The sequence below is a fragment of the Streptomyces sp. NPDC014870 genome (assembly GCF_043081505.1).
In the GTDB taxonomy this organism is placed as follows: domain Bacteria; phylum Actinomycetota; class Actinomycetes; order Streptomycetales; family Streptomycetaceae; genus Streptomyces.
In genome coordinates, this window is sequence record NZ_JBIBWQ010000001.1 from 241922 (window position 1) to 267198 (window position 25277).

A 25277-nucleotide genomic window follows, 5' to 3' on the forward strand; every position below is an offset into this window, starting at 1 on the left:
CGCCACCGTTGATCAGGGCTTTTGCGCGAGCGGCCGGGCAACGCGCCACCCTCCCCCGAGCAGCGCGCGTCACTCGCCCGTACGGCCGCCCAGCCGTTCGCACAAACCGCTGATCACATCTCCTTGATCTGCTCGACACCTAGGGCCTTTCGTCAACTCCGGATGTCAGGAGCCCGGGCGGACGGCGTAGTCGCCGAAGCCGACCCAGTCCAGGGCCACGCACGGCTCGTCACCGACGACCCAGGCGTCGTGGCCCGGATCGACGACGAAGAGGTCGCCGGGGCCCACTTCGAGGGACTCCCCGTCATCCATGACGATCTTCATCCGGCCGCCGACGACATAGCCGACATGGGCGGCCTGGCAGCTGTCCGTACCGGCGATGGGCTTGATGTGCTTGCTCCACTGCCAGCCGGGTTCGAAGACCGCGCGGCCGACCGGGCCGCGATCCGTGGTGATCAGGTCGAGCCGGCCCTTGGCGTCCTCGAACGGACGGGTCTCATCCGCCGAGTCGAAGCTTCTGGAGACGATTCCGGTCATGTTCCTCCGCCTCCCGGCGGTGCGACGTGAAGTCCCCGAGTCCACTTCCAGGCTACGCCGGACACCCCTCACCGGCCGCCCCGTCCGCACCCCGCGCCTCCCGTGGGCCCGTTTGACGGACTACCGTCGGAACGGGAAGACCACGGACCGCACTCCGGGAGGACCCGTGACCGCCGAGCTCAACCACACGATCGTGCAAGCCACGGACAGGAAACGCTCCGCCGAGTTCCTCGCCACGGTCCTCGGGCTGGAGGTCGCAGCACCCTTCGGCCCCTTCCTCCCCGTGGCCCTGGGCAACAGCGTGACGCTGGACTTCTACGAGCACGCCGAGACGCCGGTCGTCTCGCAGCACTACGCCTTCCTCGTGCCGGACGAGGAGTTCGACCTGATGATCGCGCGGCTGGAGGCGATCGGTGTGCCCTACTACGCCGACCCCGGCCATACGGATCGCGGGGTGAACGACCTCTTCGGCGGCCGTGGCGCCTACTTCGACGATCCCGACGGTCACAACATGGAGATCATCACCCGTCCGTACACCACATGACACATCATTGAACATTCACAGAACACTTCTTCCGCTTGGCGGATCCCCGCTAATCGACCCGCCGATTTCTGTCCGGATACGATATCGGACAGACCTACACATAAAGGCCAGATAAGAGCACAATGAAACCGCGGCACGACGCCGCAAGCGCGATCAGACGTGCAGGACGCCAGTAAGGAGGCGAGTCGTATGTCTGACGTCTCTCACCGCCCCGGTGATATGACGGGACACCCCGACGCTCCGGAAATGCGGGAACGATACTCGCAGATACTCCAGACCCGAGGTGTCGCCGCGGTGGAGGAACTCGTCATCCTCGCCGGCATCTACGCCGCGGTCTCCGGGTGGGTGGTCCACTTCTCGACCGCCAGGCCCGAACTCGCCCTCAGCAACCTGGTCACGGGCATCGCCCTTGCGATCCTCGGCCTCTGCATGTCGATGGCGCCCGAGCGGTCCCAGGACCTGAACTTCGTCGTCCTGGCGCTCGGCGTATGGCTGATCCTCTCCCCCTGGGTGGTCGCCACCACCGACGCCGGAACCGGCGCGATCCTGAGCAACGTCATCACGGGCGCGTGCGTCTGCCTCTTCGCGCTCACGGCGGGCGGACTGCTCATGAGCAAGACCAGAAAGACCTGAGGAAGCCCTGATCCCCCCTCGGAACGGTGCCCCATCCCGGCCAGGGACGGGGCACCGTCGCTGTGCGTCAGCAACCGCTACCACCCTGCAACAATCGCAAATCAAGACACACCGACCCCCAACACCCCATCGCAGGTAACGAATTGACCCTCGGCGTTTCGGCCACATAAGTTCTGCGTAAGCTTGCTCCACAGGGACAGGCTCCCACTCGCATTTCCCAGTCCTTGGGGGGACTAAGTGAACTGGTACCTCGACGTTCTCAAGAAGTACGCGGTATTCAGCGGCCGTGCGCGCCGCAAGGAATACTGGATGTTCGCGCTGTTCAACATCATCGCGTTCATCGTCCTCGCCGCCGTCGACTTCGCGATCGGCACGTACCCGCTGCTCTACTCGATCTACGCGCTGGCCGTGTTCCTGCCCGGTCTCGGCGTGACGGTCCGTCGTCTGCACGACACCGGCCGCTCCGGGTGGTGGATCCTGATCAACTTCGTTCCGCTGGTCGGTTTCATCATCCTGATCGTGTTCCTCGCCTCCGAGGGCAACCAGACCGACAACGCCCACGGCCCGAACCCGAAGCTCGCGCCGGCGTACTAAGCACCACCGAGCACCACCTCGCGAGGCCCCCGAAGGAAAGTTCCTTCGGGGGCCTCGCCCGTTCCGAACAGCCCTTTTCCAGCCATCTGCACGCGGCCGGCGCGTCGAGGACGACCCGTCGGGCGCCGTACGCCCAGTGACGGTTCGTAGCAATCACCGTTCACGCCTTGTGCACGGTGGCGCACGACCCGCCTCCGCCCTCGCCCCTAGCCTCGCCGCAACGGCGCGACACGAACGATCACACGATCGAACGAACGAGGGGCGGCATCCGTGAACTGGCTCATCCACGACTACCGCGAGAGCGATCTCGCCGCGGTGGTCCATCTGATCGACACCACGGCGGAACTCGGCCAGGAGTCCGTCTTCTCCCTGGCTGAGTGCATCAGCGCCCTCACCTCCCGCCAGCCGGCCGTCGTCGCCGTCCACCAGGGCGTTCCCATCGGCGCCGCCCTCGCCTCCGTCTCCGGGGAGCGGGCCTGGGTGATGCGGATCGCGATCTCCTCCGCCTGGCGCGGCCGGGGCCTCGCCAGCGCGCTCCTCGTCGAGCTGGAGCGGCGGCTGGTCGCGGCGCGGGTCGGCCGGATCGCGTACGTCCTGCCCGAGGAGGAACTGCTCGGCGAGGGCCTCCTGAACGCCGGCTACACGCGGCAGCCGGCCGTCGCCTACTTCGAGAAGGTGGAGCCGCTGCACGGCCCCGCCGCCAACCTCCTCGACGACCTCGGCGGCCGGCTGCTGCCGGGAGACCTCTGGGCCAAGGTCGCCGGCATGGAGCGGGAGAAGGACCTGATCGAACGGCGCGTCGTCCTCCCGCTGGCCGAGCCGGAGCGCGCGGCGCGACACGGTGTGCGGCCGCCGCGCGCGGTGGGTCTGTTCGGTCCGCCGGGGACCGGCAAGACGACGTTCGCACGGGGCATCGCGTCCCGGCTCGGCTGGCCGTTCGTGGAGATCCTGCCGTCCCGGCTCGCCGACGAGGGGAACCTGGCGGCCGCGCTGCGCTCCGCGTTCGCCCGGATCGCGGAGCTGGAGCGGGTTCTCGTCTTCATCGACGAGGTCGAGGAGATCGCCCCGGTCCGCCAGGAGCTCGCGCAGCCCGGCGGCATGCACGGTGTGACGAACGAACTCCTCAAGCTCATCCCGGGCTTCCGCGAGCGGGACGAGCGGCTGCTGGTCTGCGCCACCAACTCGATCCGCTCCCTCGACCCGGCCTTCCTCCGCCCGGGCCGCTTCGACTACCTCATCCCGATCGGTACGCCGGACAAGGCGGCCCGTGCCGCGATCTGGGGGCGCTACACCGAGGGCCGCTCCGACGTCGACATCGACGAACTGGTCGCGGCCAGCGACCTGTTCACGCCCGCCGACATCGAGCACGCCGCCCGGATCGCCGCACAGAACTCCTTCGAGCGCGACCTCGTCCCCGTCGGCCCCCGCTCCGTCGGCGACGAAGGCCGGCCGGGCGCGACCACGGCGGACTATCTGGAGGCCATCGGCCAGTGCCGGCCGACCGTGACCCCGGAGATGATCACCCAGTTCGAGTCGGACATCACCACCCACGCCCGCTTCTGACGGGACGGCACTGTCAGTGCGGCTCCCTATCGTGGTCATGAGCGTCCCCGGCCCGCGGGGACGGCGTCGACCACGACAGGGGAGCCGGACGGTGGAGCAGTACGAAGGGCTCGACATCATGACCGTCACCGAGACGGCGGAACTGGAGACGTGGCTGGAGGCCCACCACGCCGACAGCCCCGGGATCTGGCTGAGGATCGCCAAGAAGGGGAAGGGCGGGGTCTCCCTCAGCAATCCGGAGATCCTCGACAGCATGCTCTGCTTCGGCTGGATCGACGGGCAGCGCAAGAGCGGGGACGAGGCGTACTACGTCCAGAAGTACACCCCGCGCCGCGCCCGCAGTCTCTGGTCGCAGGTGAACGTCCGCAAGGTCGAGGCGCTCACCGCGGCGGGGCGGATGCGGGAGCCTGGGCTCGCCGAGGTGCGGGCGGCGCAGACGGACGGGCGGTGGGAGGGAGCGTACCCGTCACAGGCGGAGGCGACCGTGCCGGACGACCTGGCGGCGGCCCTGGCGGCCGACGACCGGGCCCGGGAGTTCTACGCGGGGCTCGGCAAGACCGATCAGTATCTGGTGATCGTGCGGCTCTGGCAGACCCGCACGGCCAAGGGCCGGGCGCAGCGCCTGGAGCGGATGGTGGCGAAGCTGGCCGCGGGCGAGAAGGTCACCTGACGGGCGGGGACGACACCCCGCCCGGAGTGGGCGGACGGTCGCCGCGCCGGTAGAGGACCTGGTGGGCCTCGTGTTCGACGAAGGAGGAGACATGGGTCATGCCGACGGCTTCGAGGAGCCGTCGGGAGCGGTGGTTCGCCTCCTGGGTCAGCGCGACCACGCTCGGCGTGTCCCGGAGCGTGGCATCGAGGACGGCGGCGACGGCCTCGCGCGCGTAGCCGTGACCCCAGTGCTCGGGCAGGAACTGGTACGAGAGCTCCGTCTCCCCGTCGCGCGCCCCCGGCTCAACCGTCACGAGCCCGAGCAGGACCCCGTCGGCCGCCCGCACCACCGCGCGCACCCCGGGCGCTCCGACGACCCGCCGCTGCCGGATCCTCACCACCTGCTCGCTCACCGGCCCGCCCAGATGGTGCCGGACCTCGGGGTCGGTCCACAGCCGGGTGACGGCAGGCAGATCGGCCGTCCGCACAGGCCGCAGCAGCAACCGTTCGGTGCTGAGGTCGCCGCGCGACGCGGCGGAGGGTGAGGCGTGCATACGTACGATCATCTCAGCCCCGCACCCGGCCCGCCCCGCCCAGGGCGGGGTGTCCTAGGCAGGTCGTCCTAGGCCCATCGGCCGCCCGGGCCCGACCATGGTCCGATGCCGCCGCCTTCGGCCCGCGCCTAGCGTCGTCACCATGCGAATCGGACTTCTGGGTACGGGACATGTGGCACAGGCCCTCGCGGCGGGCTGGGCCCGCGCGGGTCACGACATCGTCCTCGGGTCACGGCGACCCGAGGACACGGACCTCCTCGCGGAACTGAAGGAACTCCTCGACGCCGGCGTGCGGGTCGGGACTCCGTCCGGCGCCGCCGCGCACGCGGAGGTGCTGGTCAACGCGACGCCTGGGACGGCGTCCATGGCCGTGCTCGAGTCGATCGGCGCCGCCGCACTGGACGGGAAGGTGCTGTTGGACGTCGCCGTCGGCTTCCTGGAGGACGAGAGCCTCTCGCACCCCGTGGTCAGCCTCGGTGAGGAGATCCAGCGGGCCTTCCCGGCGACGCCGGTGGTGAAGACGTTCTCCACCATCGACAGGGTCGTGATGGTGGACCCCGGGAGCCTCTCCGGTCCTGCGACGATCTTCCTGTCGGGCGACGACGCCGCCGCCAAGCGGACGGTGAGCGGGCTGCTGGCCGATCTCGGCTGGTCCGAGGAGTCCGTGCTCGACCTCGGCGGCATCGAGACCGCCCGGGGACAGGAGCACTTCGCGCTGCTCTTCGTCGGCATCGCCCGGGCGATCGACTCGTTCGCCTTCGGCATCCGAGTGGTCCCGCCCGCCACCCCGTAGGGTGCCGGCCACGCCCTCAGACCATGCGGCGCTGGAGGGCGGCGAGCGCCCCGGCCCTGCGACCCGGGACACGGCGCCGGAGCGCGACGAGGGCATTGCCCAGCTCACGCGCGCGGGCGGGGTCCTCGATCCGTTCCCACTGATGGTGGGCCCGGTCCACCGCCCCCTCGACCTCGGGGTCCTGCGGCCCCTGGCCGAGGGCGAGCCGGGCCCGCGCCACGGCGATCCACAACTCGCAGCTGCGGGCGGGCTCTTCGGCGAGCCGGGCGAGGTCGGCCCGTACCTCCATCCAGTGCACGGCCTCCGGCGACCGTGCCCCGAACCGGCGCAGGGCCGCCTGCTCCCAGGCCACCGCGACCGCGACGGCCTCCCCGTGGCGCCCGGCGCGCGCCGCCTCGAGGATGGCGGGATGCGGGTCGGGCTCGCGCACCGAAGGCTCGCGCACCGAAGGCTCGTGGGCGGAGGCGGCGCGCACCGGGGGCTCGTAGGCGGATCCGGCACCCGGCGTGGTCTCCCGTGCCGCGGGCGCGGGCGGACGGACGGACGACGGTGCCGCGACGGCGGTCGCCCGCCCGTGCTCCGGATGCGGCTCGGGCACAGCCGCCGGTACGGGCAGGACCGCCGGCGTAGCCACGACCGCCAGTGCGGGCAGGGCGGCCGGAGTCGCGACAGCCGCGCGCCCGCCCACCTGTACGGGATGCGAACTCGGCTGCGGAACCCGGGGATTCACCCCGTCCGGACCCACCGCCTCCTGGGCCAGCCAGACGGCCTCCCCCGGACCCGCCTGCGTCGCCGCCTCCGCGTGGAGGTGCGCGAGCGGCGGGCGGGCGCCCGTGCGCCAGACCGTGGCGAAGTGGCGCAGGTACTCCGGGGTCATGGGTGCGCCGCTCCGGCGCGGGGTGGGAGCGACGCGGCCGTAGAGCCGGATGCCCGGGCCGAGGGAGAGGAGGCCCGGGGCGGCGCCGAGTCGCTCCCACAGCTCCGCGTCGGCGACCAAGTCCGCCACCACCGTCGTCGTGCCCGCGCGCCGCACCGCCAGCTCCGCCGCGAGCCAGTGCCAGGGCAGCGCGGTGTAGCGCAGGGTCGTCGCGGTGGAGCGCGCCAACGCCAGGTGCGGAAGGTGCTGTCGGCGGTCCACCTGGAGCTGACCCGCGAGGAAGAGGGCCAGTGGTCCGGGCGCCGCTGCCGCGGAACGCAGCCGCGTCAGGACGGTCTGCGGGTCGAGCGGGTCGGCGAGTTCGACCACCGTCGCCACCGGCGTGCCGGTCAGCGCCCCCGGCGGCACCGCGGCGAACGCGGGTAGCACGGCCGCCGCGTCCACCGCCCTACCGCGTCCGGCCGGCGCCGCCGCGAGCAGCACTGCCGTCCCCACCGAGTCCAGGTCGTCGTTCACCACACGAGCACCGTAACCTTCTCACGGGCCCTTCCCGTTACCACCCCGATGGCCGATAATCGGCGGGCCGTTGGCATATGCCAGAAGCACCACCGTATCGAGTGTTGCCAAATCCCTTACGGGCTGTGCCCGCCTGTGCAACAGTCATATCCGGGCCTCGTTCCACCGCTCGCCCGCGCCGCGCCTGTATCGGAGTACGACATGCCGTCCCCTCTCTACGCGGACCGTCCAGCCCAGCCGCCGGAGCCCGGCACCGTGGAAGCGCTGATCTCGCAGACCCGCCGTCTGCGTGGTGACGTGGACGCCGTGCGCCGGGACGCGGTCCTGGACGAGGACGACCCGAAGAACCGCTGGCAGCGTGCCCTCTGCGATCTCGCCGTGCACCAACTCGACGACCTGGGCGCCCATTTGGGTCAGCTCAAGGCCGGCATCCCGGACGAGTCGTCGCTCGCGGCAGGCGTCGAGTCCGTCGGTGCCGAGGACACGGTCGAGGCCGCCTCCGACCCCGGTGCGGCGTACGGCGGCCCCGGGCCCGCCCGTACCGGCTCTCTCCTGAGCCGTGTCGGCAGCGCGGAGTGGAACCTCCTGACCGACGAGGTGAGTTGGTCGGAGGAGCTGTACCAGATCTTCGGCCGGAACCCGGAGAGCGGCCCGATGTCCCTGGACGAACTGCCGTCCATGGTCTTCGCCGAGGACCAGCCCGTGCTGCAGGCGATGGTGACGGACTGTCTGATCGACGGGAAGCCGATCGACGGCGAGTTCCGGGTCGTCCGCACCGACGGCCGGGTCCGCACGCTCCACATGATGGGCGAGCCGGTCCTCGACGCCGACGGCTGCACGGCCTCCATGTGGGCCGTCCTGCGCGACGTCAGCGAGCTGCGGCGCAGCGAGCGCGCGGTCCGCGAGTCCCGCGACAGCCTCCAGCGCAGTCGGCACATCGAGCGCACCGAGCGCCGGGTCGCCGTGGAGCTCCAGGAGGCCGTGCTGCCCCCGTGGCGTGGTTCGCTGAGCTTCGCGCACGGCGGCCCCGGCGCCCCGCTCGACGTGGCGGGCCACTATCTGCCGGCCGCCACCACCGGTCTCATCGGCGGCGACTGGTACGACGCGCTGGCCCTCCCCGACGGCGACGCGCTGCTCACCGTCGGCGACCTCACCGGCCACGGTGTCTCCGCGACCTCCTCCATGGCCATGCTCCTCGGCGCGCTGCGCGGAATGGCAGTGGCCGGAATTCGCCCCGGGGCGCTGATGGGCCATCTCAACCAGCTGCTCGAATCCTCGGTGCAGCCGGCGCTCGGCAGCGCGATGTGCTGCCGCTACGACCCGGCCAGCCAGACCCTCTCGTGGGCGCAGGCGGGGCACCCCGCCCCGCTGCTCTTCCGCGGCGGAACGGGGCGCGCCCTGAAGCGGCCGGACGGTGTGCTGCTGGGAGCGACGACCGGGGCCTCGTACGAAGAGACGGCCATCAGACTGCTCCCCGGCGATCTGCTGGTGCTGCACACGGACGGCCTGACCCGCCGCGGCGGCCTGGACGACACGGGTACGCAGCGGCTGCTCGACCTGGCCCCCCGCCTTGCCGGGGCACGGGACGCACAGGACTGCGTACGGTCGGTGGTGGAGGAGTTCGGTGAGGCACCCCGCGAGGACGACGCCTGCGTGATGGTGGTCCGGGTCGGGGACTAGGAGCGAGCGGGCACGAGCAGGCGCGACTACGAGGGCATACCGGCGCGGCTCAGGCCGGTGTGCCCTGTGTCTTTGTCGTGCGTGCCGGTGCGCGCCGCACGTCAGGTCGGCGTGCGGACGGACTCAATACGGTCGGGTGACGGACTCAGGACGCTTCGGTACGGACAGCGGCCGAGTCCCATACTCGGTCCCTGAGAAACCCTTCGCGCGTCCCCTGGGGTCGAACCCCCTCGGGGATCCGCTCAGATCCCGCTGCTCCGGGGCCGCTTGGCCGCGGGCTTCGGCAGCGCCAGCGCGATCTCCTCGCGCAGGTCCTCGATCTTGGCGTAGCCGGCGTACTGCCCGGTGAGCCGGTACATCTCGCGCAGCCGGTCCCAGGTGCGGTGCGAGGAGGTCTCGCCCATGGAGACCAGCGCGAGCCGGGCGTACCGGTCCGCCTGCTCCGGGTCGTCGGCGATGAAACAGGCCGAGGCCAGCGAGATGTAGTCGAAGAGCTTCGAGCGGTTGTGTCCGTTGCGGCGCAGTTCGAGGGCCAGCTTGGCGTGGCGCTGGGCCGGGACCGCGGCGGCGGGGTCGTGCTCGGCGAGCGTGCGGTACGCGAGGGCCTGCATGCCGTGCATGTCGGCGTCGTCGAAGTTCTGCATCCAGCTCGGCGGCGGGACGTCGGAACGGTCGGAGACGAAGAGCTCCTCGGCCTCGCCGAGCGTACGGCGCATGGCCTGGCCCTTGCCCATGGAAGCCTGTGCCCAGGCCTCGATCGTGTGCAGCATGGCCTGGGTGCGGGGCAGCACCTGCTCGCCCGATCCCGACCTGGCGAGCTTCATCAGGTCGAGGGCGTCGTCGGGCCGGCCCAGGTGGACCATCTGACGGGCCGCACGAGACAGGGCCTCCCCGGCACGCGGCCGGTCGCCACCCTCGCGCGCCGCGTGGGCGGCGATGACGAAGTACTTCTGGGCGGTGGGTTCCAGGCCCACGTCGTGCGACATCCAGCCCGCCAGGACGGCCAGGTTGGCGGCGACGCCCCACAGGCGCCGCTGGAGGTGGTCGGGGTGGTGGTAGGCGAGCATGCCGCCCACCTCGTTGAGCTGTCCCACGACCGCCTTGCGCTGGAGGCCGCCGCCGCGGGAGGCGTCCCAGGCGCGGAACACCTCCACGGAACGCTCCAGCGCCTCGATCTCCTCCGACCCGATGGGGGCGGCCTCGTAGCGGTCGAACCCAGCGGGGTCGGCGTGGAGGGGATCGTTGGCGCGTGGCGCGGTGGCGGCGCGCGTGGGGTCGGTGTGGAGCCAGTCGTGCATGGCGCTGGTGAGGGCGGAGCCGGCGGCGAGCACGGCGCCCGCGCCCATCAGGCCGCGTCGGTTGAGCATGAGGTCCATTCCCGTGAATTCGGTGAGGACCGCTGCCGTACGCTCGGGCGCCCAGGGCAGCCCGTCAGGGTTGTCGGTGTTCCTGACGTTCTGCCGTTTCCCGGCGCGCCCGTGTCGTACGAACCCGAGGTCCTCGATGGTCACGACACGGCCGAGTCGCTCGGTGAACAGTGCAGCCAGCACCCGGGGGACGGGGTCGCGCGGGGTCTCCCCCATGTCGATCCATCGCCTCACCCGTGAGGTGTCGGTCGACAGTTGCGGGTGGCCCATGGCCGCCGCCTGCCGGTTGACGAGCCTCGCGAGCTCTCCCTTGGACCAGCCGGCGAGGCCGAAGAGGTCTGCCAGGCGGGTGTTGGTCTGTCCGGTCACGTCTAAGCCCCCAGGTTCTCGGCTGAGTTGACAGTAACCCCCTGTCATAGGGCTGGCGACTATTCGCCAGGGTTCGCCAGGGTGCGCTCAATGTTCCGCCACCCGCGCCCGGGTGTCAGGTAGGAACGCGCCACCCCGCCCCGACAACCGGCCCTCATTCCCCAGGGTGCGGACCGGAGGTCGGGCGGGGCGACGCACGCAACTCGTCGGCACACGAAGGGATCTGTCTCCCCATGTACACAGCATCGTCCTCCGTGTCCGCCCCGCCCCGGCCGCAGCACCGTTCCGTACCGGCCGGGAGCGGACCGTACCTCGCCCCCGTCGCTCCGGCGGTCCGGCCGAGGCGATGGGCGGGCAGTGCCGCTCAACCGCTCAGTGGAAGAATCGACCTGTCGGGCCCGCAGGGGGCGCAGGTACGGATGGCGATCGCGTCCGTCCACCGGATCTGCCCGGAGTTCAACCCGGTGCAGGTCCTGCGGCGCAGCGGTCGTTCCGTCCTGATCGTCGGAACGACCGGGCGGGCCACGGCGGTCGCGAAGTGTTTACTGGACCACTCCCCCGCGTGGGTCGAGCGGTTCCAGCACGAAATAGCTGCCTACCGCTCCTTCGTCCGGCACCGTCCTCCGGTGCGCGCGCCGCGGCTGATCGCGGCGGACCCGGAGAACTGCACGCTGGTGATCGAGCGGATGCCGGGGCGGGCGGCGGCGCTGACGCGCCACCCCGTCGAGGCCCCGCCCCGCGCGGATCTGCGCGCGGCGCTGGGTGCCATCGCCCGGCTCAACTCCTGGCGCCCGCCCGCCGGGACCTTCGACGCCCCGCTGGACTACCCGGCGCGGATCGCGCGCTACCACGAGCTGGGTCTGTTCACCGACCGCGACCGGGACGACCTGCAGAAGCTGCTGCACGGCCTGGCGCACGCCGGTGGCCGCCAAGGCATGGGTCAGTTCTGCCACGGCGACGCCCTGCTCTCCAACATCCTCCTCTCCCCCACGGGACCTGTCCTCGTCGACTGGGAGCACGCGGGCTGGTACCTGCCGGGCTACGACCTGGCGACATTGTGGTCGGTGCTCGGTGACGCGCCGCTGGCCCGGCGCCAGATCAGCCAGCTCGCCCAGCAGGCGGGTCCCGCGTCCCGGGACGCCTTCCTGGTGAACCTGATGATCGTGCTCACCCGGGAGATCCGTACGTACGAGACGGCCGTGCAGCGGACCATCAGGGAGGCTCCGCCCGCGGGTTCGGTTCCCGTCCCCTCCGGAGCGGTCTCGCCCGGTGAGGAACAGCGTCGGCTGTTGCGGCGGCTGCACGACGACTGCGCCATGGCACGGCGGGCCGTGCGCGCGGCGGTCGGTACGCGCTGACTCCACGCCGACCGTCCCCACGGGGGTGACACGCCGTGCGCCCGGTGCCGACACACCGGGCGCACGGCGTTTCGGCGTTCTCCCCCGCACGCCACCCGGCCATTGGTCCACTCCACTGACGCGCCGCAGGCCCGCGCACCGCCGCCGCGAAACTCCGCGACGCCTCCCCCGAACCGCTCCTGACGTGGGAATTCCCGTGTGGGTGAGGGTGATTGACGGATCGTCGGGAAGCCGCTACCCCTGTACGGGTCCGGCCCCGCACGCCCCCTCGTCACCCCTGGTATCTGGAGGCCGCCTTGCACCGTTCCGCGTCGCGCAGACGGGTCCCCCGAGCGATGGGCGCCGTGGCGTCCGCCGCGCTGCTCCTCCCGCTCCTCTCGGCCGCTCCGCCGGCCACGGCCGGACCGCCCGTGCCCGGCTCGCTGCAGCGCCAGTTCGCGGCGGCGGCCGAACGGCAGGGCGTGCCGCAGAGCGTGCTGCTCGCGGTGTCGTACCTGCAGTCGCGCTGGGACGGGCACGGCGGCGCGCCGAGCGTGACCGGGGGCTACGGCCCGATGCACCTCACGGACGCGGTGACCGCGCTGGCCGACGCGCCGCACCACTCGCACGGTACGGAGGACGCCCGGGGCGACGACGCGCGCGGCCCGCGCCACGGCTCGGCGTCCGAGACTCCCCTGCCCACGCGCGACCGGCTGCCCGAACGGCTCAGGACCCTGGACCGGGCGGCGGCGCTGACCGGGGTCCCCGCGGAGGAGCTGCGTGCGGGCACGGCGGCGAACATCGAGGGTGGCGCGGCGCTGCTCGCCGCGGCCCAGCGCGCGTCGGGCCGGCCGCTGGGCGGCGCCCCGGCCGACTGGTTCGGCGCGGTGGCGCGCTACTCCGGCGCCGACGACACGGCGACCGCGACGGCGTACGCGAACGACGTGTTCGACGTGATCCGCACCGGAGAGTCCCGTACGACGGACAGCGGGCAGGTGGTGACGCTCGCGGCCGATCCGGACGTCGCGCCCGCGCGCGGGCAGGTGGGCTCGCTGGGGCTGCGGGCGCCGAGCAGCGGACCGACGGAGTGCCCGCGCACGGTGGCGTGCGAGTGGATCCCGGCGCCGTACGAGGAGTTCGGGGACGGGGACTACGGCAACCACGACAAGGCGGACCGGCCCGCGTCCCAGTCGATCGGCTACATCGTCGTGCACGACACGGAGGCGACCTGGGACGTCACGCTGAAGCTGGTGCAGGACCCGACGTACGTGTCGTGGCAGTACTCGCTGCGCTCCTCCGACGGCCACATCGCCCAGCACCTGCCGCTGAAGGACGTCGGCTGGCACGCCGGCAACTGGTTCGTGAACGCCAAGTCGGTGGGTCTGGAGCACGAGGGCTTCCTGACGGCGCCGGACTCGTGGTACACGGAGGCCATGTACCGGAGTTCCGCGCGGCTCGTGCGGTATCTCGCCGGGCGCTACGACATCCCGCTGGACCGGCAGCACGTCCTCGGCCACGACAACGTGCCCGGGACGGTCACCTCGACGATCCGCGGGATGCACACCGACCCGGGTCCCTACTGGGACTGGGACCACTACTTCCGCCTCCTCGGCCGCCCGTTCACGGCGAGCGCGGGTCCTGAGGCGCGCGTGGTGACGATCCGGCCCTCGTACGCCACGCACCAGCCGACGTACACGGGGTGTGTGAAGGCGGGAGAGGCCTGCGCCCCGCACGGCAGCGGCGCGGTCAGGCTGTACACGGCGCCCAGCCTCGACGCGCCGCTGGTGAAGGACGTCGGGCTGCGTCCGGGCGGCGAGGAATCGACGACCGGGGTCAACGACACCGGCGCGCGGGCGTCGACCGGGCAGAGTTACGCGGTGGCGGAGCGCCGGGGCGACTGGACGGCGATCTGGTACCTGGGGCAGAAGGCCTGGTTCCACGATCCGAAGGGCGGGCGGACGGCGGTCGACTCGCGCGGCCTGCTGCTCACCCCGAGGAAGGGCCTGGCGGAGGTGCCGGTGTACGGGCGCGCCTACCCCGAGCCCTCGGCCTATCCGGCGGGGGTCCCGGTCCAGGCCGTCTCCCCGCTGCCGTACAAGCTGCTCGCGGGTCAGTCGTACGTCGTGGGCGGCCGCACCCCGGGCGAGTACTACTTCGCTCCCACGTTCGACACCGCGGGGCATCGGGTGGTCCGGGGCCAGGAGGAGTACTACCAGATCCAATTCGGCCATCGGATCGCCTTCGTGAAGGCGGCTGACGTGCGGGTTCGACGCGGCTGAGACGAATCCGGCCAGAGCGCGCGGGGTGTCAGCGGGGCGGGGGCCCGGCGACACCTCGCTTCCGTTCATACGACTATTCCCGGTGTCGCGTGGGCCGTCCGGGCGAGGGGTAATGCTCGGCCGATCACTGCCCACGCACACCGGAAGGCCCCGCACGCATGGCTCAGCCCTTCGTTCTGCCGGATTTCTATGTCCCGTATCCGGCGCGGCTCAACCCCCATGTGGAGACCGCCCGCACCCACACCCGTGAGTGGGCGCGGTCCATGGGGATGCTGGAGGGCTCCGGCGTCTGGGAGGAGCACGACCTCGAGTCCCACGACTACGCGCTGCTCTGCTCGTACACCCACCCCGACTGCGACGCGGAGGCATTGTCCCTGGTGACCGACTGGTACACCTGGGTCTTCTTCTTCGACGACCACTTCCTCGAGGTCTTCAAACGCACGCAGGACCGGCCGGGGAGCAAGGCGTACCTCGACCGGCTGCCGCTCTTCATGCCGGGGGACCCGTCGGCCGTGATGCCCGCGCCGGCCAACCCCGTCGAGGCGGGGCTCGCCGACCTGTGGCGGCGCACGGTGCCGTCCATGTCCGCCGGCTGGCGGGAACGGTTCGCCACCGCGACCGAGGCGCTCCTGAACGAGTCGCTGTGGGAGCTCGACAACATCAACGAGGGCCGGATCGCCAACCCGGTCGAGTACATCGAGATGCGCCGCAAGGTGGGCGGCGCGCCCTGGTCGGCCGGGCTCGTGGAGTACGCGGCGGGCGCCGAGGTGCCCGCGCAGGTGGCGTACGCCCGGCCGCTGCTCGTGCTGCGCGACACGTTCTCCGACGCGGTGCACCTGCGCAACGACCTGTTCTCGTACCAGCGGGAGGTCGAGGACGAAGGCGAGAACAGCAACGGGGTCCTCGTCCTGGAGAGGTTCCTCGGGTGCACGACGCAGCAGGCGGCAGAGGCCGTCAACGACCTGCTCACCTCCCGGCTCCACCAGTTCGAGAACACCGCCCTCACCGAAGTCCCCGCCCTCTGCCTGGAGAAGGGGCTGACCCCGGAGGAGTGCGCGGCGATCGCCGCGTACGCCAAGGGTCTTCAGGACTGGCAGTCCGGCGGCCACGAATGGCACATGCGCTCCAGCCGCTATATGAACGAGGGCCTGGACACCGGGCCTTCGCGTCTCGACGGGGTCCTCGGCACCTCCGCCCTCGACATCCGTACCCTCTTCGGCCGGCCCGCGGACGCCCGGCTGCGCGCGCTGACGCATGTTCCGCACCAGCTGGTCGGGCCCTCGCTGCTGCCCGCCTTCGACCTGCCCTACCCGCTGACGCTCAGCCCGCACCGCCGTGAGGCGCTGCGGCGCTCGCTCGACTGGTCGGAGCGGATGGGGCTGTTCGGCGACATCTGGGACCGGGAGAAGGCGGAGGGGTTCGACTTCGCGGTCTGTGCGGCGGGGCTCGACCCGGACGCCACCCTGGAGGAGCTGGAACTCAGCACGGAGTGGCTGGCCTGGGGCACCTACGCCGACGACTACCTTCCGCTCGTATTCGGCCGGTTGCGGAACCTGATCGGCGCGAAGGAATGCACGGAGCGGCTCAAGTCCGTCATGTCACTGGAGGATCCTGAGGCCGGGCGGGCGTTCGCCGTGAGCCCCCTGGAGGGCGCGCTGGCCGACCTGTGGGCCCGTACCGCAGCGCCGATGGCTCCGGAGGCCCGCGAACGGCTGCGGGTGGCCGTCGACGCGATGCTCGACAGCTGGCTGTGGGAGCTCCACAACCAGGCGCAGCACCGGGTGCCCGACCCGGTCGACTACATCGAGATGCGGCGCACGACCTTCGGCTCCGAGCTCACGATGCTGCTCTGCAAGCTGCGGCGCCCGGAGTCTCTGCCGCGGGAGATCTTGCGCAGCGGTACGGCTCGAGCCCTCGAGAACTCCGCGGCGGACTACGCGACCCTCCTCAACGACCTCTACTCCTACCAGAAGGAGATCGAGGTGGAGGGCGAGGTCCACAACGGTGTCCTGGTGCTCCAGACTTTCTTCGACTGCGACTACCCGACGGCGGTGGCCATGGTCGACGACCTGATGCGCGGACGCCTGCGCCAGTTCGAGCATCTGAAGCAGCACGAACTCCCACTGCTGTACGAGGACTTCGGCCTGAACGCGGAAGGCAGGGCCGCCTTCGCCGCGTACGTAAGGGAGTTGGAGGACTGGCTCGCCGGCATCCTCAACTGGCACCGGGTCGCGCGTCGTTACGGCCCCGAGGACGTGCACGCGTCCGGCGCGCTGACCCGAGTGGGCCCGACCGGGGTCGGTGCGGGCGGGATCGGGACCGCCCGGATCGGCACATCGGCGGCGCGGCTGGCGGAGCTGTTCGTGCCCTGAGGCCGCCCGTGGCGCGGTCGCTCCCGGTCTCAGACGGAGCGGCCGCGCAACTCGTCGAGTTCGCGGCGCTCGCGCTTGGTGGGACGGCCGGCGCCGCGGTCGCGTACCGCGGCGAGGGCCACGTGCTCGCGCGGGGGCGGCGGCGGGCTGTTGTCGACGTAGGCCTCGGCGGCGACGGGCGGGCCGACGCGCTTGGTGAGGAGCTGCTTGACCTCGACGATCCGCTCCCGGCCGCCGTGGAAGAGGCGCACCTCGTCGCCGGGCTTCACCGGCTGGGCGGGCTTGGCGCGGTCACCGTTGACCTTGACATGGCCCGCCCGGCAGGCGGCGGCCGCCTGCGAGCGGGTCTTGGTGAGGCGGACCGCCCAGATCCAGCTGTCGACGCGTGCGCTCATCGGCCCCCGTCCTTCGTCTCGCGGTCAGCCCTGCTGGAACAGCTCTGCGGGCAGCGGCTTGAGCAGAGCGTACAGATCGTCGGTGATGGGCCGGTCCCAACTGGCGATCGTCACGAGCACGTTGTCGCTGCGGTCGAACTGGACGCAGGCGATCCGGCTCTCGGAGAGCTTGAGCCGGCGCACGATCAGCAGGTTGTCGCCCTGCATCACCGGCATGTCCTCGGTGTCGAGGACCTCGACCGGCTCGTCGTTCTCCAGGGCCGCGAGGAGCTGGGCGACCTCGAAGGGGATCTGCCCCTCGGCGAGCTCGCGGGCCGGGGAGCCCTCCGGCAGATTGCCGATGATCATCGCGGGGCCGCGACCGCCGAACAGGTCGTAGCGGAGGAAGACGCCCTGGCAGCTGCCGTCGGGCGCGGGCAGCAGACCGGCACCGAGGTTGCCGGGCCAGTCCCCCGGGTCCATGGCCAGGACATCGAAGTCCGGGCCCGCGGGTGTGGCGGCGCTGCGGCGGCGGAGGAAGGACATACGGCCATGGTACGTGTCCCGGCCCCCACCGCGACGCGCCGGGGCGGGTCCCGCGCGGGCGCTCCGCGGCGACCCGCGACACGCCGACCGACGCGTCGACCGACACGCCGAGCGGCGGGCCGCGTGGTGGGCCCGCCGCCGCTCGGTCAGGCGGGGCGGGAGTAGCCGTCGGAGCGGCGGAGGGCCTGGGCGAGCCCCGTCCGGTCGGTGCCGAGCTTGCGGTAGACGGAGGACAGCAGCAGGGTGACGGCACCCCGGTCGGCCTTCAGGGCGCCGGCGGGGTCCTCGCCGCGGACCGTGAGATCGGCGGCGAGCCGTTCCCTGGCGGTGAGCGCGTCCGTGCCGGCCGGGTGGAGGGCGCGCGGCCGTAGCCCCGAGGCGGCCAGCTCGGCACGGGCCGCCTCGCCGAGGCCGTCGGCGCCGCAGGTCTGGGCGGCCTCCAGGCCACGGTAGAGCCGATCGGCTGCCTCCCCGGTGCGACCGGCGCGCCGCAGCGCGGCCCCGAGGGCCACCAGGGAGCGCGCCAGCTCGTAGGCGGCGGGCGACCGCTCCAGCCAGTCCACGGACTCCTCCAGCAGCTTGACCCGCTCGTCGCCGCCCACGACCTCGGCGGTCACGCGCAGCGCCTGGCCGATCGCGGACGGCGCACCGTACTGCCGGGCCCTGGCGACCGCCTCCCGGGCGGTCTCACGGGCCCGCTCGGGGGTCTTCGCGGCCTCGGCGAGCGCGAGGTGGAGCTGCCAGGGGCACCACGCGGGATTGCGCATCCCGCGCGGGTCGAGGCGGCGCCCGACGGCCGCCAGCTCGGTCGCCGCCTCGTCGACCCGGCCCAGGGCCAGCAGCAGTTCCGCGTGGACGGTCTGAGAGTCGGGGAAGGTGACGGCCGCGGGGAACGGCTCGCCGAAGTCGTGGGTACGGGCCAGCCGGTCGGCCTCCTCGACCCGGCCGCGGGCGAGCAGCACCTCGACGGCGACCCCGACGGCGTACCAGAGGGCAGGGGTGCGGGGGCCGACACGTTCGGCGAGGCGCAGCCCCGCGCGGACGAAGTCCTCCGCCTCGACGAGCCGGCCGCGGCGCAGCCGGATGTACCCGAGGAGGGTGTACGCGAAGGAGAGGTGGGCGCCGCGCCAGCCCTGCCGCTCGAACTCGGCGGTGCCGGCCGCGAAGAGCTCCTCGGCGCGGCCGGGGCGGTCGGCGTAGAGGAAGGTGAGGGCGACCAGGACCGGTACCTCGAAGCCGCGGCTCTCGTCGGCCCAGCTCAGGCCGCCTTCCAGAGCGCGCTCGGCGTGGCCGACGGCGACGGTCGACGGTTCGGCGCGCAGGGTGGCGTCCCAGGCGCGCAGGCCGATGACGTACCGCTCGGTGAGGTCACGGCCGGTGAGCCGGTCGGCGAGCCGGGCGAGGCGGCGGGAGCGGGCGGGCGAGTCGGGTTCGTCCGCGCGGAAGGCGTCCCACATGAACTTCTCGGTCTGCATGCGCAGCCGGCTGCGGGCGTCGGTGGTGAGCCGGGACTCGCGGCCGAGGAGTTCGGAGGCCTCGACGAGCCGGTCGCTGTGGGCGAGCACCTGGGAGAGGCGGTAGACGATGCCGTGGCGCAGCGCCGGGTCGGCGACGGGCTCCTCCAGGGCGGCCCGCAGGTGGTTGACGGTGGTGGCGGGTTCGGTGAGCAGGGAGGCGCTGCCGAGTTCGAAGAGGACGGCGGCGCGCTCCTCGTCGGCCGGAGGTTCGCGCAGGGCGCGCGCGAGGAAGCGGCGGGCGGCGTCGGGGGCACCGGCCCGCAGGGTCTCGCGGGCGGCCTCGCGCAGCTGGCTCACGACCCAGGGGTCCTGCTCGGGGTGGGTCTCCAGGAGATGGCGCGCGGCGGCGGTGGCGCCGAGCCCGGCGTCGGTCACGCACCAGGCCGCCTGACCGTGCAGGGCGACCCGGGTGGCGGGCGGGATGGCCTGGTAGACGGCGGTGGCGATGAGGGGGTGGACGAACTCCAGGGTCTCGGTGCCGGCGAGCACGCGGGCCTCGCGCAGCCGCCCGGCGCACTCGGCCACGGCTTCCGTGCCGAGACCGGCGACGGCCCCGGCGAGCTGGGGCGAGATCTCGGTGCCGAGGACGGCGCAGGCCCAGGCGAGCCGGACGGTCGCGGTGCCGAGCCGTTCGAGGGTCGCGGCGAGGCCGTGGCCCTTGACGGCGGCGGCGAGGTCGCGGAGCTCGTGGGCGGCCTCGGCGCGGGGTTCGAGGCCGCGGTCGCGGACCTTGGCGGCCAGTTCGACGGCCTCGAAGGGGTTGCCGGAGGTGACGGTCCAGCACTCGCGGCAGAAGGTGTCGTCGGCGTGGGCGCCGACCCGGTCGCGGACGAGACGGGCGATGGCGGAGGAGGTGAGCGGCTCCAGGCCGAGGGGCCGCCGCCCGGACCGCCGCCCCTTGAACTCGGCTCCGGTGTCCGGGAGTTCGTCGGGGCGGTAGGCGACGACCAGGAGCATGGGCAGTTCCTCCGCGCGGGGCGCGAAGGCGGAGAGCCAGCCGAGGGACTCGGGGTCGGCCCAGTGGGCGTCGTCGAGGACGACGACGAGCGGGGCGCGCCGGACGGCCAGGTGGGTGAGGACCCAGTCGAGTCCGTCGCGCAGGCCCTGCGGGTCGGGCGGCCCGCCGTCGGCGGGGGCGCACAGGCCGAGGGCCGGGCCGACGATGTCGTACCAACTGCCCAGGCGGGCGCGGAGTTCGGTGTCGGATGCGGTGGCGAGCTGCGGTTGGAGGAGCTGCCGGGCGACGTGGAACGCGACCCGCTGTTCCTGGTCGCCGCCGCGCGCGGCGAGCACGGTGCACCCCTTGGCACCCGCGCGGCGCCGGATCTCGGCGAGCAGGGTGGTCTTCCCGAGGCCTGCGGGCGCGGCGAAGGCGAGGACCCCGCCGCGCGGGGTCTGGGGCGTGCGGGAGGAGGCGCCGCCGACGTGCGTGGGGCTGCCGGCCTGGACGCCCACGCGGGCGGCCGGAGTGTCGGCGTCGGCGTCGGCGTCGGACCGCGGAAGTGGCACGCCGCCCCGGTCGCCCGCCTCCGGGCCACCGCCCTCGCCGCCCGCACGCCGCGGGCCGGCGGCTACGGCCGGGCTGTCGATCCCCGCCCGCTGGGGCGGGAGAGCGTCGCCGCCCTCCGGCCCGGGCCGGTCCCCACCGGCCGTGCGCCACTCGTCGTCGCCGATGCCGGGCCACCAGCCACCGTCGTCACCGGCGCCCGACCACGAGCCACCGCTACCGCCACCGTCCACGCCGGTGTCGCCGTCTCCGGAGGGCGCGCCGGGAGTCCCCCGCCACCCGTCGTCGCCCGCTGCCGGCCACCGGCCGTCCCCGCCCAGACCCGTCAACTGGTTCAGGGCCTCTTCCGCCGCCGCGAGTTCCGCCTCGCGCTCGAACAGGCCGAAACCCCGGCGGTCCCTACCACCGCTGCGTACCACCACGTTCCACCCCCACGCCGGGGGCGCACACCCGGCGCGCGGATGAGTGCGGCCGGGCCGGAGAGCCCCGCGAAGACCTCAGCGTACGCCCGTACGCGCCCCTCGCGAGGTCAGACGGCGGAGCCGGACGCGCGGTCCGCGATTCCGCGCAGAACGGCCAACGCCCGCTCGGCACCCGCGTGTTCCACGAAGAGGTGGTCGTGGTGGAAACCGGCCACGACGTTGCAGCTCAGACCGGCGTCTGCCAGCGCCGTCGCGACCGCCGCCGTCAGACCGACGGCGTCGAGGGCCGAGTGGACCCGCAGGGTGATCCAGCCGGCCACGTAGTCGTACGCCAGGCCGGCCGCGTCGGCCTCCTCCTGGCGTACGACCAGCGTCACCCCCTCCTGCTCGGCGACGGTGACGACCGGGACGACGCCCGCCGGAGCGGGCCCGTCCACGGTGGTGAAGACGTAGCGGCCGGGGTTCAGCTCCGGCCGCATCCCGGCGATCAGCCGGGTCAGGTTCCGTTCCGCGGTCATGATCGGCACTCTAGAGGGGCGCCGACGCCACGCCACGTCACGTCAGGTCACGTCAGGTCACGTCAGGTCGAACTCGCCCTCGCGGGCGTTGACCACGAACGCCCGCCACTCGGCCGGGGTGAAGATCAGCGAAGGCGCCTCGGGCCGGCCTCCGTTCCGCATCGCGATGAAGCCCTCGACAAAGGCGATCTGGACGTCCCCCGCGCCTTGGCTGCTGGAGCGCCAGTCGGCTCCGCTGAGGTCGAGGTCCGGCTTGTGCCACCCCGTGAAGGCGTGCTGGGTGGTGGTGCTGTCCGCCACGTCCGTGCTCCTCCCGCATAGCGCAACGTCGTCGTCCGGGGCTCAGGGTAGCGAGCGGCACCGGGTGCCGACAGACCTCCGCACACGGGTCGGGAAGACCTCCGGCCAAGGTTCAGGAAGCCGGTGGGCGGTCGCCGACGAGCCACATCGCGAAGAACTGCGCGCCCCCTCCGTACGCGTGCCCGAGCGCCCTGCGCGCCCCCTCCACCTGGTGCTCGCCCGCCTGCCCCCGTACCTGCATCGCCGCCTCGGCGAAGCGGATCATCCCGGATGCGCCGATGGGGTTGGTGGACAGGACACCGCCCGAGGGGTTCACCGGCAGGTCGCCGTCGAGTTCGGTGACCCCGGCCTCGGTGAGCTTCCAGCCCTCGCCCTCCTCGGCGAAGCCCAGGTTCTCCAGCCACATCGGCTCGTACCAGGAGAACGGGACGTACATCTCGACCGCGTCGATCTCCCGGCGCGGGTCGGTGATGCCGGCCTGCCGGTAGACGTCGGCCGCGCAGTCCTTCCCGGCCTGCGGCGAGACGAAGTCCTTGCCCGCGAAGAGGGTGGGTTCGCTGCGCATCGCGCCGCCGTGCACCCAGGCGGGCGGCCGGGGCGAACGCGCCGCGCCCGCACGGTCGGTGAGGACCATCGCGCAGGCGCCGTCGGAGGACGGGCAGGTCTCGGAGTAGCGGATCGGGTCCCAGAGCATCGGCGAGGACTGGACCTTCTCCAGCGTGATGTCGTGCTCGTGGAGGTGGGCGTAGGGGTTCTTCAGGGCGTTGCGCCGGTCCTTGTACGCGACGAGGGAGCCGACGGCGTCCGGCGCGCCGGTGCGGCGCATGTAGGCGCGGACGTGCGGCGCGAAGAAGCCGCCGGCCCCGGCGAGCAGCGGCTGCTGGAACGGGACGGGCAGGGAGAGGCCCCACATGGCGTTGGACTCGGACTGCTTCTCGAACGCCAGGGTGAGGACGGTGCCGTGGACGCGGGCGGCGACGAGGTTCGCGGCGACGAGCGCCGTGGAACCACCGACCGAGCCCGCCGTGTGCACCCGGAGCATCGGCTTGCCGACGGCGCCGAGGGCGTCGGCGAGGTACAGCTCCGGCATCATCACGCCCTCGAAGAAGTCGGGGGCCTTGCCGATGACGACGGCGTCGATGTCCGCCCAGGTCAGCTGGGCGTCCTCCAGGGCGCGCAGGGCGGCCTCGCGGACGAGTCCGGCGATCGACACGTCCCCGCGCGCGGCGACGTGCTTGGTCTGGCCGATTCCGACGATGGCCACTGGCGCCTTAGGCACGGGCTTCCCCTTCCAGGACGGCGACCAGGTTCTGTTGCAGACAGGGGCCCGAGGTGGCGTGGGCAAGGGCGCGGTCGGAGGCGCCCCGGTGGATGTGGGCGGCGGCCTCGCCGAGGCGGATGAGGCCGGCGGCCATCATCGGGTTGGCGGCGAGCGCTCCGCCGGACGGGTTGACCCTCACCCTGTCGTCGAGGTCGAGGGCTCGGCGGAGCACGACCTCCTGGGAGGTGAAGGGGGCGTGCAGTTCGGCGGTGTCGACCGGCCGTTCGAAGGCACCGGCCCGCTCGGCGGCGAGCCGGGTGGACGGCGAGTCGGTCAGGTCGCGCACGCCGAGGGAGTGCGCCTCGATCCGGTGGTCGATGCCGCGGATCCAGGCGGGGCGGTCGCACAGCTCGCGGGCGCGGTCGCCGACGGCGAGGATCACGGCGGCGGCGCCGTCGCCGATGGGCGGGCAGTCGCCGGTGCGCAGCGGCTCGACGAGGTACCCGCCCTGTTCGCGGGCGCCGGGCAGTTGGGCGTGCGGGTTGGCGGTGGCGTCCTCGCGGCTGCGGGTGGCGATGGCCGCCAGTGCGGGCTCGTCCGTATGCCCATTGTCGATGAGCGCCTGCGCCTGGAGCGCGGCGAGAGCGACGGAGTCGGGCCAGAGCGGGGCGACGTAGTACGGGTCGAGCTGCCGGGTGAGGACGTCGCGTACGGATCCGGGTGAGGACTTGCCGTACGAGTAGACGAGCGCCGTGTCGGCCTCGCCGGTCAGCAGCTTCACCCAGGCCTCGTAGAGCGCCCAGGCGCCGTCCATCTCGACGTGCGACTCGGAGATCGGCGGCCAGGCGCCGACGCCGTCGAGGGCCATGGTGAACGAGAAGGCGCGCCCGGCGAGGTAGTCGGAGGAGCCGGAGCAGGTGAAGCCGATGTCGGCGGTCTTCAGTCCGGTCTGGCGCAGCACGTCGTGGAGGACGGGCATGAGCATCTCGACCTCGGACAGGTCGTCCGTGCGGCGCCGGTGGTCGGTCTGCGCGAAGGCGACGATCGCGACGTCGCGGTCGTGTCGGTCTCGTCGGTCCGGCGTCACAGCAGCTCCTTGTACGTGTCGTAGTCGGCGTCGGGTTCGCCGGTCGGCCGGTAGTGGTCGGGGTAGCGGCCGTCCTCGCTCCACACGGGTTCGACGCGCAGCCCCATCCGGACCTGGTCGTAGGGGATGCCTCCGATCCGGCCGTGGAGTGCGAGCCCGGCCCCGTCGAGGGCGATGTGGGCGTAGACGTACGGGACCTCGATGTCGAGGTTCTTGGCCTTGATGTTGACGATGCAGAAGGTCGTGACCGTGCCCCGCGGGCCCACCTCGACGTGTTCGGTGGTGGCGACCCCGCAGGTGGGGCAGGCGCCTCGGGGCGGGACGTACACCTTGGTGCAGGAGGGGCAGCGTTCGCCGACGGTCCTGCGCTCGGAGAGCGCGTGGAGGTAGCCGGTCTGGGCCCGGCCGGGGCTGTACGTGTAGTCGAGCCTGGCCTGGGCGACGATGCCGGTGACGGGGTCGCCGAAGGTGCCGTCGTGGGCACGGACGTCGGTCGCGGGCTCACTCGCGTACGGCTCGAAGCAGGCGATGTCCGTGATGGCGCCGGTCCGCTCCTCCGCCCAGCGGATCCGGACCCGCATGCCGGTGCGGACGGCCTCGGGGCCGGGCGCGTCGAGGGCGTGGAGGAGGGCGGTGTCGGCGCCGTCGAGGCGGACGAGGACCCAGGCGAAGGGCGTGGACAGGGGCTGTCCGGTGCGGGGGTCGGGGTTCCAGGCCCAGGTGGTGACCGTGCCGGTGGTGCCGAGTTCGACGAGGTCGCGGAGTTCGGCGGCGGTCTCGGGGTCGTACTCGACGGGCGGGACGAGCACCGTGCCCGCCTCGGTCCGCACGCCGAGGACGGTCCGCTCGCGGAGCCCGGTCAGGAACGCGGACTGCACGGGTCCGAGGGACCGGGTGAAGGGGAACTCGACGACGAGGGGGGCGCGGAGGGTTTCGGGGACGGGGGCGACTGTCATGGGCGGGGCTCCTTGGTGGAGGTCGTGGCGTGGGTGCGGGCCGGGGGCGACCGCTGCGCGCGGGGCTTTCACCGCACCCCGCCCCTTTCGCCCGGAGGGCGAAATTCAGCCCGTCCGGCGCTT

22 protein-coding genes are annotated in these 25277 nt (G+C 72.7%); 10 read left to right on the forward strand and 12 right to left on the reverse strand.

Features of this window, described 5'->3' with window-relative positions; genetic code table 11:
- Window positions 1–165: 165 nt before the first annotated feature.
- A complete protein-coding gene (locus ACF09C_RS01050) occupies window positions 166–537 on the reverse strand; it encodes a cupin domain-containing protein (RefSeq protein ID WP_362415499.1) in 372 nt (123 codons plus the stop codon).
- Window positions 538–703: 166 nt separating this feature from the next.
- Here ACF09C_RS01050 and ACF09C_RS01055 point away from each other — a divergent pair, with 166 nt between their 5' ends.
- The 5 genes from ACF09C_RS01055 to ACF09C_RS01075 all read left to right on the forward strand — a co-directional run bounded on the left by ACF09C_RS01055 (window position 704) and on the right by ACF09C_RS01075 (window position 4541).
- Entirely contained in the window at window positions 704–1081 is a 378-nt protein-coding gene (locus ACF09C_RS01055; protein WP_392087212.1) for a VOC family protein, read from the forward strand.
- 246 nt (window positions 1082–1327) lie between these two features.
- Window positions 1328–1714, forward strand: a complete 387-nt coding sequence (locus ACF09C_RS01060) for an SPW repeat protein (protein ID WP_362415495.1) — start codon at window positions 1328–1330, stop codon at window positions 1712–1714.
- 237 nt (window positions 1715–1951) lie between these two features.
- A complete protein-coding gene (locus ACF09C_RS01065; RefSeq protein WP_362415493.1) occupies window positions 1952–2308 on the forward strand; it encodes a DUF805 domain-containing protein in 357 nt (118 codons plus the stop codon).
- Window positions 2309–2578: 270 nt separating this feature from the next.
- Window positions 2579–3871 carry an ATP-binding protein gene (locus ACF09C_RS01070; RefSeq protein WP_392087215.1) on the forward strand — a complete coding sequence of 431 codons (1293 nt, stop codon included), beginning with the start codon at window positions 2579–2581 and terminating at the stop codon, window positions 3869–3871.
- A 118-nt stretch (window positions 3872–3989) separates the two neighbouring features.
- The gene (locus tag ACF09C_RS01075; RefSeq protein WP_392088631.1) at window positions 3990–4541 is read left to right on the forward strand and encodes a YdeI family protein; all 552 of its coding nucleotides are present in this window, start codon (window positions 3990–3992) and stop codon (window positions 4539–4541) included.
- Here ACF09C_RS01075 and ACF09C_RS01080 read toward each other — a convergent pair.
- Complete coding sequence (locus ACF09C_RS01080) at window positions 4534–5076, reverse strand: GNAT family N-acetyltransferase (protein WP_392087217.1); 543 nt, start codon at window positions 5074–5076, stop codon at window positions 4534–4536. The genes ACF09C_RS01075 and ACF09C_RS01080 overlap by 8 nt on opposite strands.
- Window positions 5077–5218: 142 nt before the next feature.
- On the opposite strand from ACF09C_RS01080, the gene ACF09C_RS01085 reads away from it, so the two are divergent.
- Entirely contained in the window at window positions 5219–5869 is a 651-nt protein-coding gene (locus ACF09C_RS01085; RefSeq protein WP_392087219.1) for an NADPH-dependent F420 reductase, read from the forward strand.
- 16 nt (window positions 5870–5885) lie between these two features.
- On the opposite strand, the gene ACF09C_RS01090 is transcribed toward ACF09C_RS01085, so the two are convergent.
- Entirely contained in the window at window positions 5886–7265 is a 1380-nt protein-coding gene (locus ACF09C_RS01090) for a hypothetical protein (RefSeq protein WP_392087222.1), read from the reverse strand.
- Between the two features lie 198 nt (window positions 7266–7463).
- On the opposite strand from ACF09C_RS01090, the gene ACF09C_RS01095 reads away from it, so the two are divergent.
- On the forward strand, window positions 7464–8942 hold the full coding sequence (locus ACF09C_RS01095) for a PP2C family protein-serine/threonine phosphatase (RefSeq protein ID WP_392087224.1): 1479 nt from the start codon (window positions 7464–7466) through the stop codon (window positions 8940–8942).
- A gap of 242 nt (window positions 8943–9184) precedes the next feature.
- On the opposite strand, the gene ACF09C_RS01100 is transcribed toward ACF09C_RS01095, so the two are convergent.
- Window positions 9185–10678: a hypothetical protein gene (locus tag ACF09C_RS01100; RefSeq protein WP_392087226.1), complete on the reverse strand. Its 1494-nt coding sequence runs from the start codon at window positions 10676–10678 to the stop codon at window positions 9185–9187.
- A gap of 233 nt (window positions 10679–10911) precedes the next feature.
- On the opposite strand from ACF09C_RS01100, the gene ACF09C_RS01105 reads away from it, so the two are divergent.
- From ACF09C_RS01105 to ACF09C_RS01115, 3 genes are all read left to right on the forward strand, one after another.
- Window positions 10912–12036, forward strand: coding sequence for an aminoglycoside phosphotransferase family protein (locus tag ACF09C_RS01105; RefSeq protein ID WP_392087228.1), 1125 nt, complete (start codon window positions 10912–10914; stop codon window positions 12034–12036).
- A 335-nt stretch (window positions 12037–12371) separates the two neighbouring features.
- A complete protein-coding gene (locus tag ACF09C_RS01110; RefSeq protein ID WP_392088633.1) occupies window positions 12372–14294 on the forward strand; it encodes an N-acetylmuramoyl-L-alanine amidase in 1923 nt (640 codons plus the stop codon).
- A 158-nt stretch (window positions 14295–14452) separates the two neighbouring features.
- A complete protein-coding gene (locus tag ACF09C_RS01115) occupies window positions 14453–16666 on the forward strand; it encodes a germacradienol/geosmin synthase (protein ID WP_392087230.1) in 2214 nt (737 codons plus the stop codon).
- Between the two features lie 29 nt (window positions 16667–16695).
- Here ACF09C_RS01115 and ACF09C_RS01120 read toward each other — a convergent pair whose 3' ends face one another.
- From ACF09C_RS01120 to ACF09C_RS01155, 8 genes are all read right to left on the reverse strand, one after another.
- A complete protein-coding gene (locus ACF09C_RS01120) occupies window positions 16696–17061 on the reverse strand; it encodes an RNA-binding S4 domain-containing protein (RefSeq protein ID WP_392087232.1) in 366 nt (121 codons plus the stop codon).
- A 24-nt stretch (window positions 17062–17085) separates the two neighbouring features.
- Window positions 17086–17586: a hypothetical protein gene (locus ACF09C_RS01125; RefSeq protein ID WP_361966387.1), complete on the reverse strand. Its 501-nt coding sequence runs from the start codon at window positions 17584–17586 to the stop codon at window positions 17086–17088.
- A 146-nt stretch (window positions 17587–17732) separates the two neighbouring features.
- Window positions 17733–20441 carry an ATP-binding protein gene (locus ACF09C_RS01130; protein ID WP_392088636.1) on the reverse strand — a complete coding sequence of 903 codons (2709 nt, stop codon included), beginning with the start codon at window positions 20439–20441 and terminating at the stop codon, window positions 17733–17735.
- A gap of 698 nt (window positions 20442–21139) precedes the next feature.
- Entirely contained in the window at window positions 21140–21550 is a 411-nt protein-coding gene (locus ACF09C_RS01135; RefSeq protein ID WP_392087234.1) for an ACT domain-containing protein, read from the reverse strand.
- 57 nt (window positions 21551–21607) lie between these two features.
- Window positions 21608–21850, reverse strand: coding sequence for a DUF397 domain-containing protein (locus tag ACF09C_RS01140; protein ID WP_392087237.1), 243 nt, complete (start codon window positions 21848–21850; stop codon window positions 21608–21610).
- A gap of 112 nt (window positions 21851–21962) precedes the next feature.
- Window positions 21963–23129: a thiolase domain-containing protein gene (locus tag ACF09C_RS01145; RefSeq protein ID WP_392087238.1), complete on the reverse strand. Its 1167-nt coding sequence runs from the start codon at window positions 23127–23129 to the stop codon at window positions 21963–21965.
- Window positions 23122–24198, reverse strand: coding sequence for a thiolase domain-containing protein (locus tag ACF09C_RS01150; RefSeq protein ID WP_392087241.1), 1077 nt, complete (start codon window positions 24196–24198; stop codon window positions 23122–23124). The genes ACF09C_RS01145 and ACF09C_RS01150 overlap by 8 nt, the downstream gene beginning before the upstream one ends.
- Window positions 24195–25154 (reverse strand): Zn-ribbon domain-containing OB-fold protein, encoded by a 960-nt coding sequence (locus ACF09C_RS01155; RefSeq protein WP_392087243.1) that lies wholly within the window; start codon window positions 25152–25154, stop codon window positions 24195–24197. Before ACF09C_RS01155 ends, ACF09C_RS01150 begins: the two co-directional genes overlap by 4 nt.
- Window positions 25155–25277: the final 123 nt, after the last annotated feature.

Excerpts from the sequence above, each read along its gene's own strand:
- ACF09C_RS01050 (WP_362415499.1), bottom strand. The coding sequence starts at position 537 with ATGACCGGAATCGTCTCCAGAAGCTTCGACTCGGCGGATGAGACCCGT.
- ACF09C_RS01060 (WP_362415495.1), top strand. The coding sequence starts at position 1,328 with ATGCGGGAACGATACTCGCAGATACTCCAGACCCGAGGTGTCGCCGCG.
- ACF09C_RS01075 (WP_392088631.1), top strand. The coding sequence starts at position 3,990 with ATGACCGTCACCGAGACGGCGGAACTGGAGACGTGGCTGGAGGCCCAC.
- ACF09C_RS01080 (WP_392087217.1), bottom strand. The coding sequence starts at position 5,076 with ATGCACGCCTCACCCTCCGCCGCGTCGCGCGGCGACCTCAGCACCGAA.
- ACF09C_RS01085 (WP_392087219.1), top strand. The coding sequence starts at position 5,219 with ATGCGAATCGGACTTCTGGGTACGGGACATGTGGCACAGGCCCTCGCG.
- ACF09C_RS01095 (WP_392087224.1), top strand. The coding sequence starts at position 7,464 with ATGCCGTCCCCTCTCTACGCGGACCGTCCAGCCCAGCCGCCGGAGCCC.
- ACF09C_RS01105 (WP_392087228.1), top strand. The coding sequence starts at position 10,912 with ATGTACACAGCATCGTCCTCCGTGTCCGCCCCGCCCCGGCCGCAGCAC.
- ACF09C_RS01110 (WP_392088633.1), top strand. The coding sequence starts at position 12,372 with ATGGGCGCCGTGGCGTCCGCCGCGCTGCTCCTCCCGCTCCTCTCGGCC.
- ACF09C_RS01115 (WP_392087230.1), top strand. The coding sequence starts at position 14,453 with ATGGCTCAGCCCTTCGTTCTGCCGGATTTCTATGTCCCGTATCCGGCG.
- ACF09C_RS01120 (WP_392087232.1), bottom strand. The coding sequence starts at position 17,061 with ATGAGCGCACGCGTCGACAGCTGGATCTGGGCGGTCCGCCTCACCAAG.
- ACF09C_RS01125 (WP_361966387.1), bottom strand. The coding sequence starts at position 17,586 with ATGTCCTTCCTCCGCCGCCGCAGCGCCGCCACACCCGCGGGCCCGGAC.
- ACF09C_RS01135 (WP_392087234.1), bottom strand. The coding sequence starts at position 21,550 with ATGACCGCGGAACGGAACCTGACCCGGCTGATCGCCGGGATGCGGCCG.
- ACF09C_RS01155 (WP_392087243.1), bottom strand. The coding sequence starts at position 25,154 with ATGACAGTCGCCCCCGTCCCCGAAACCCTCCGCGCCCCCCTCGTCGTC.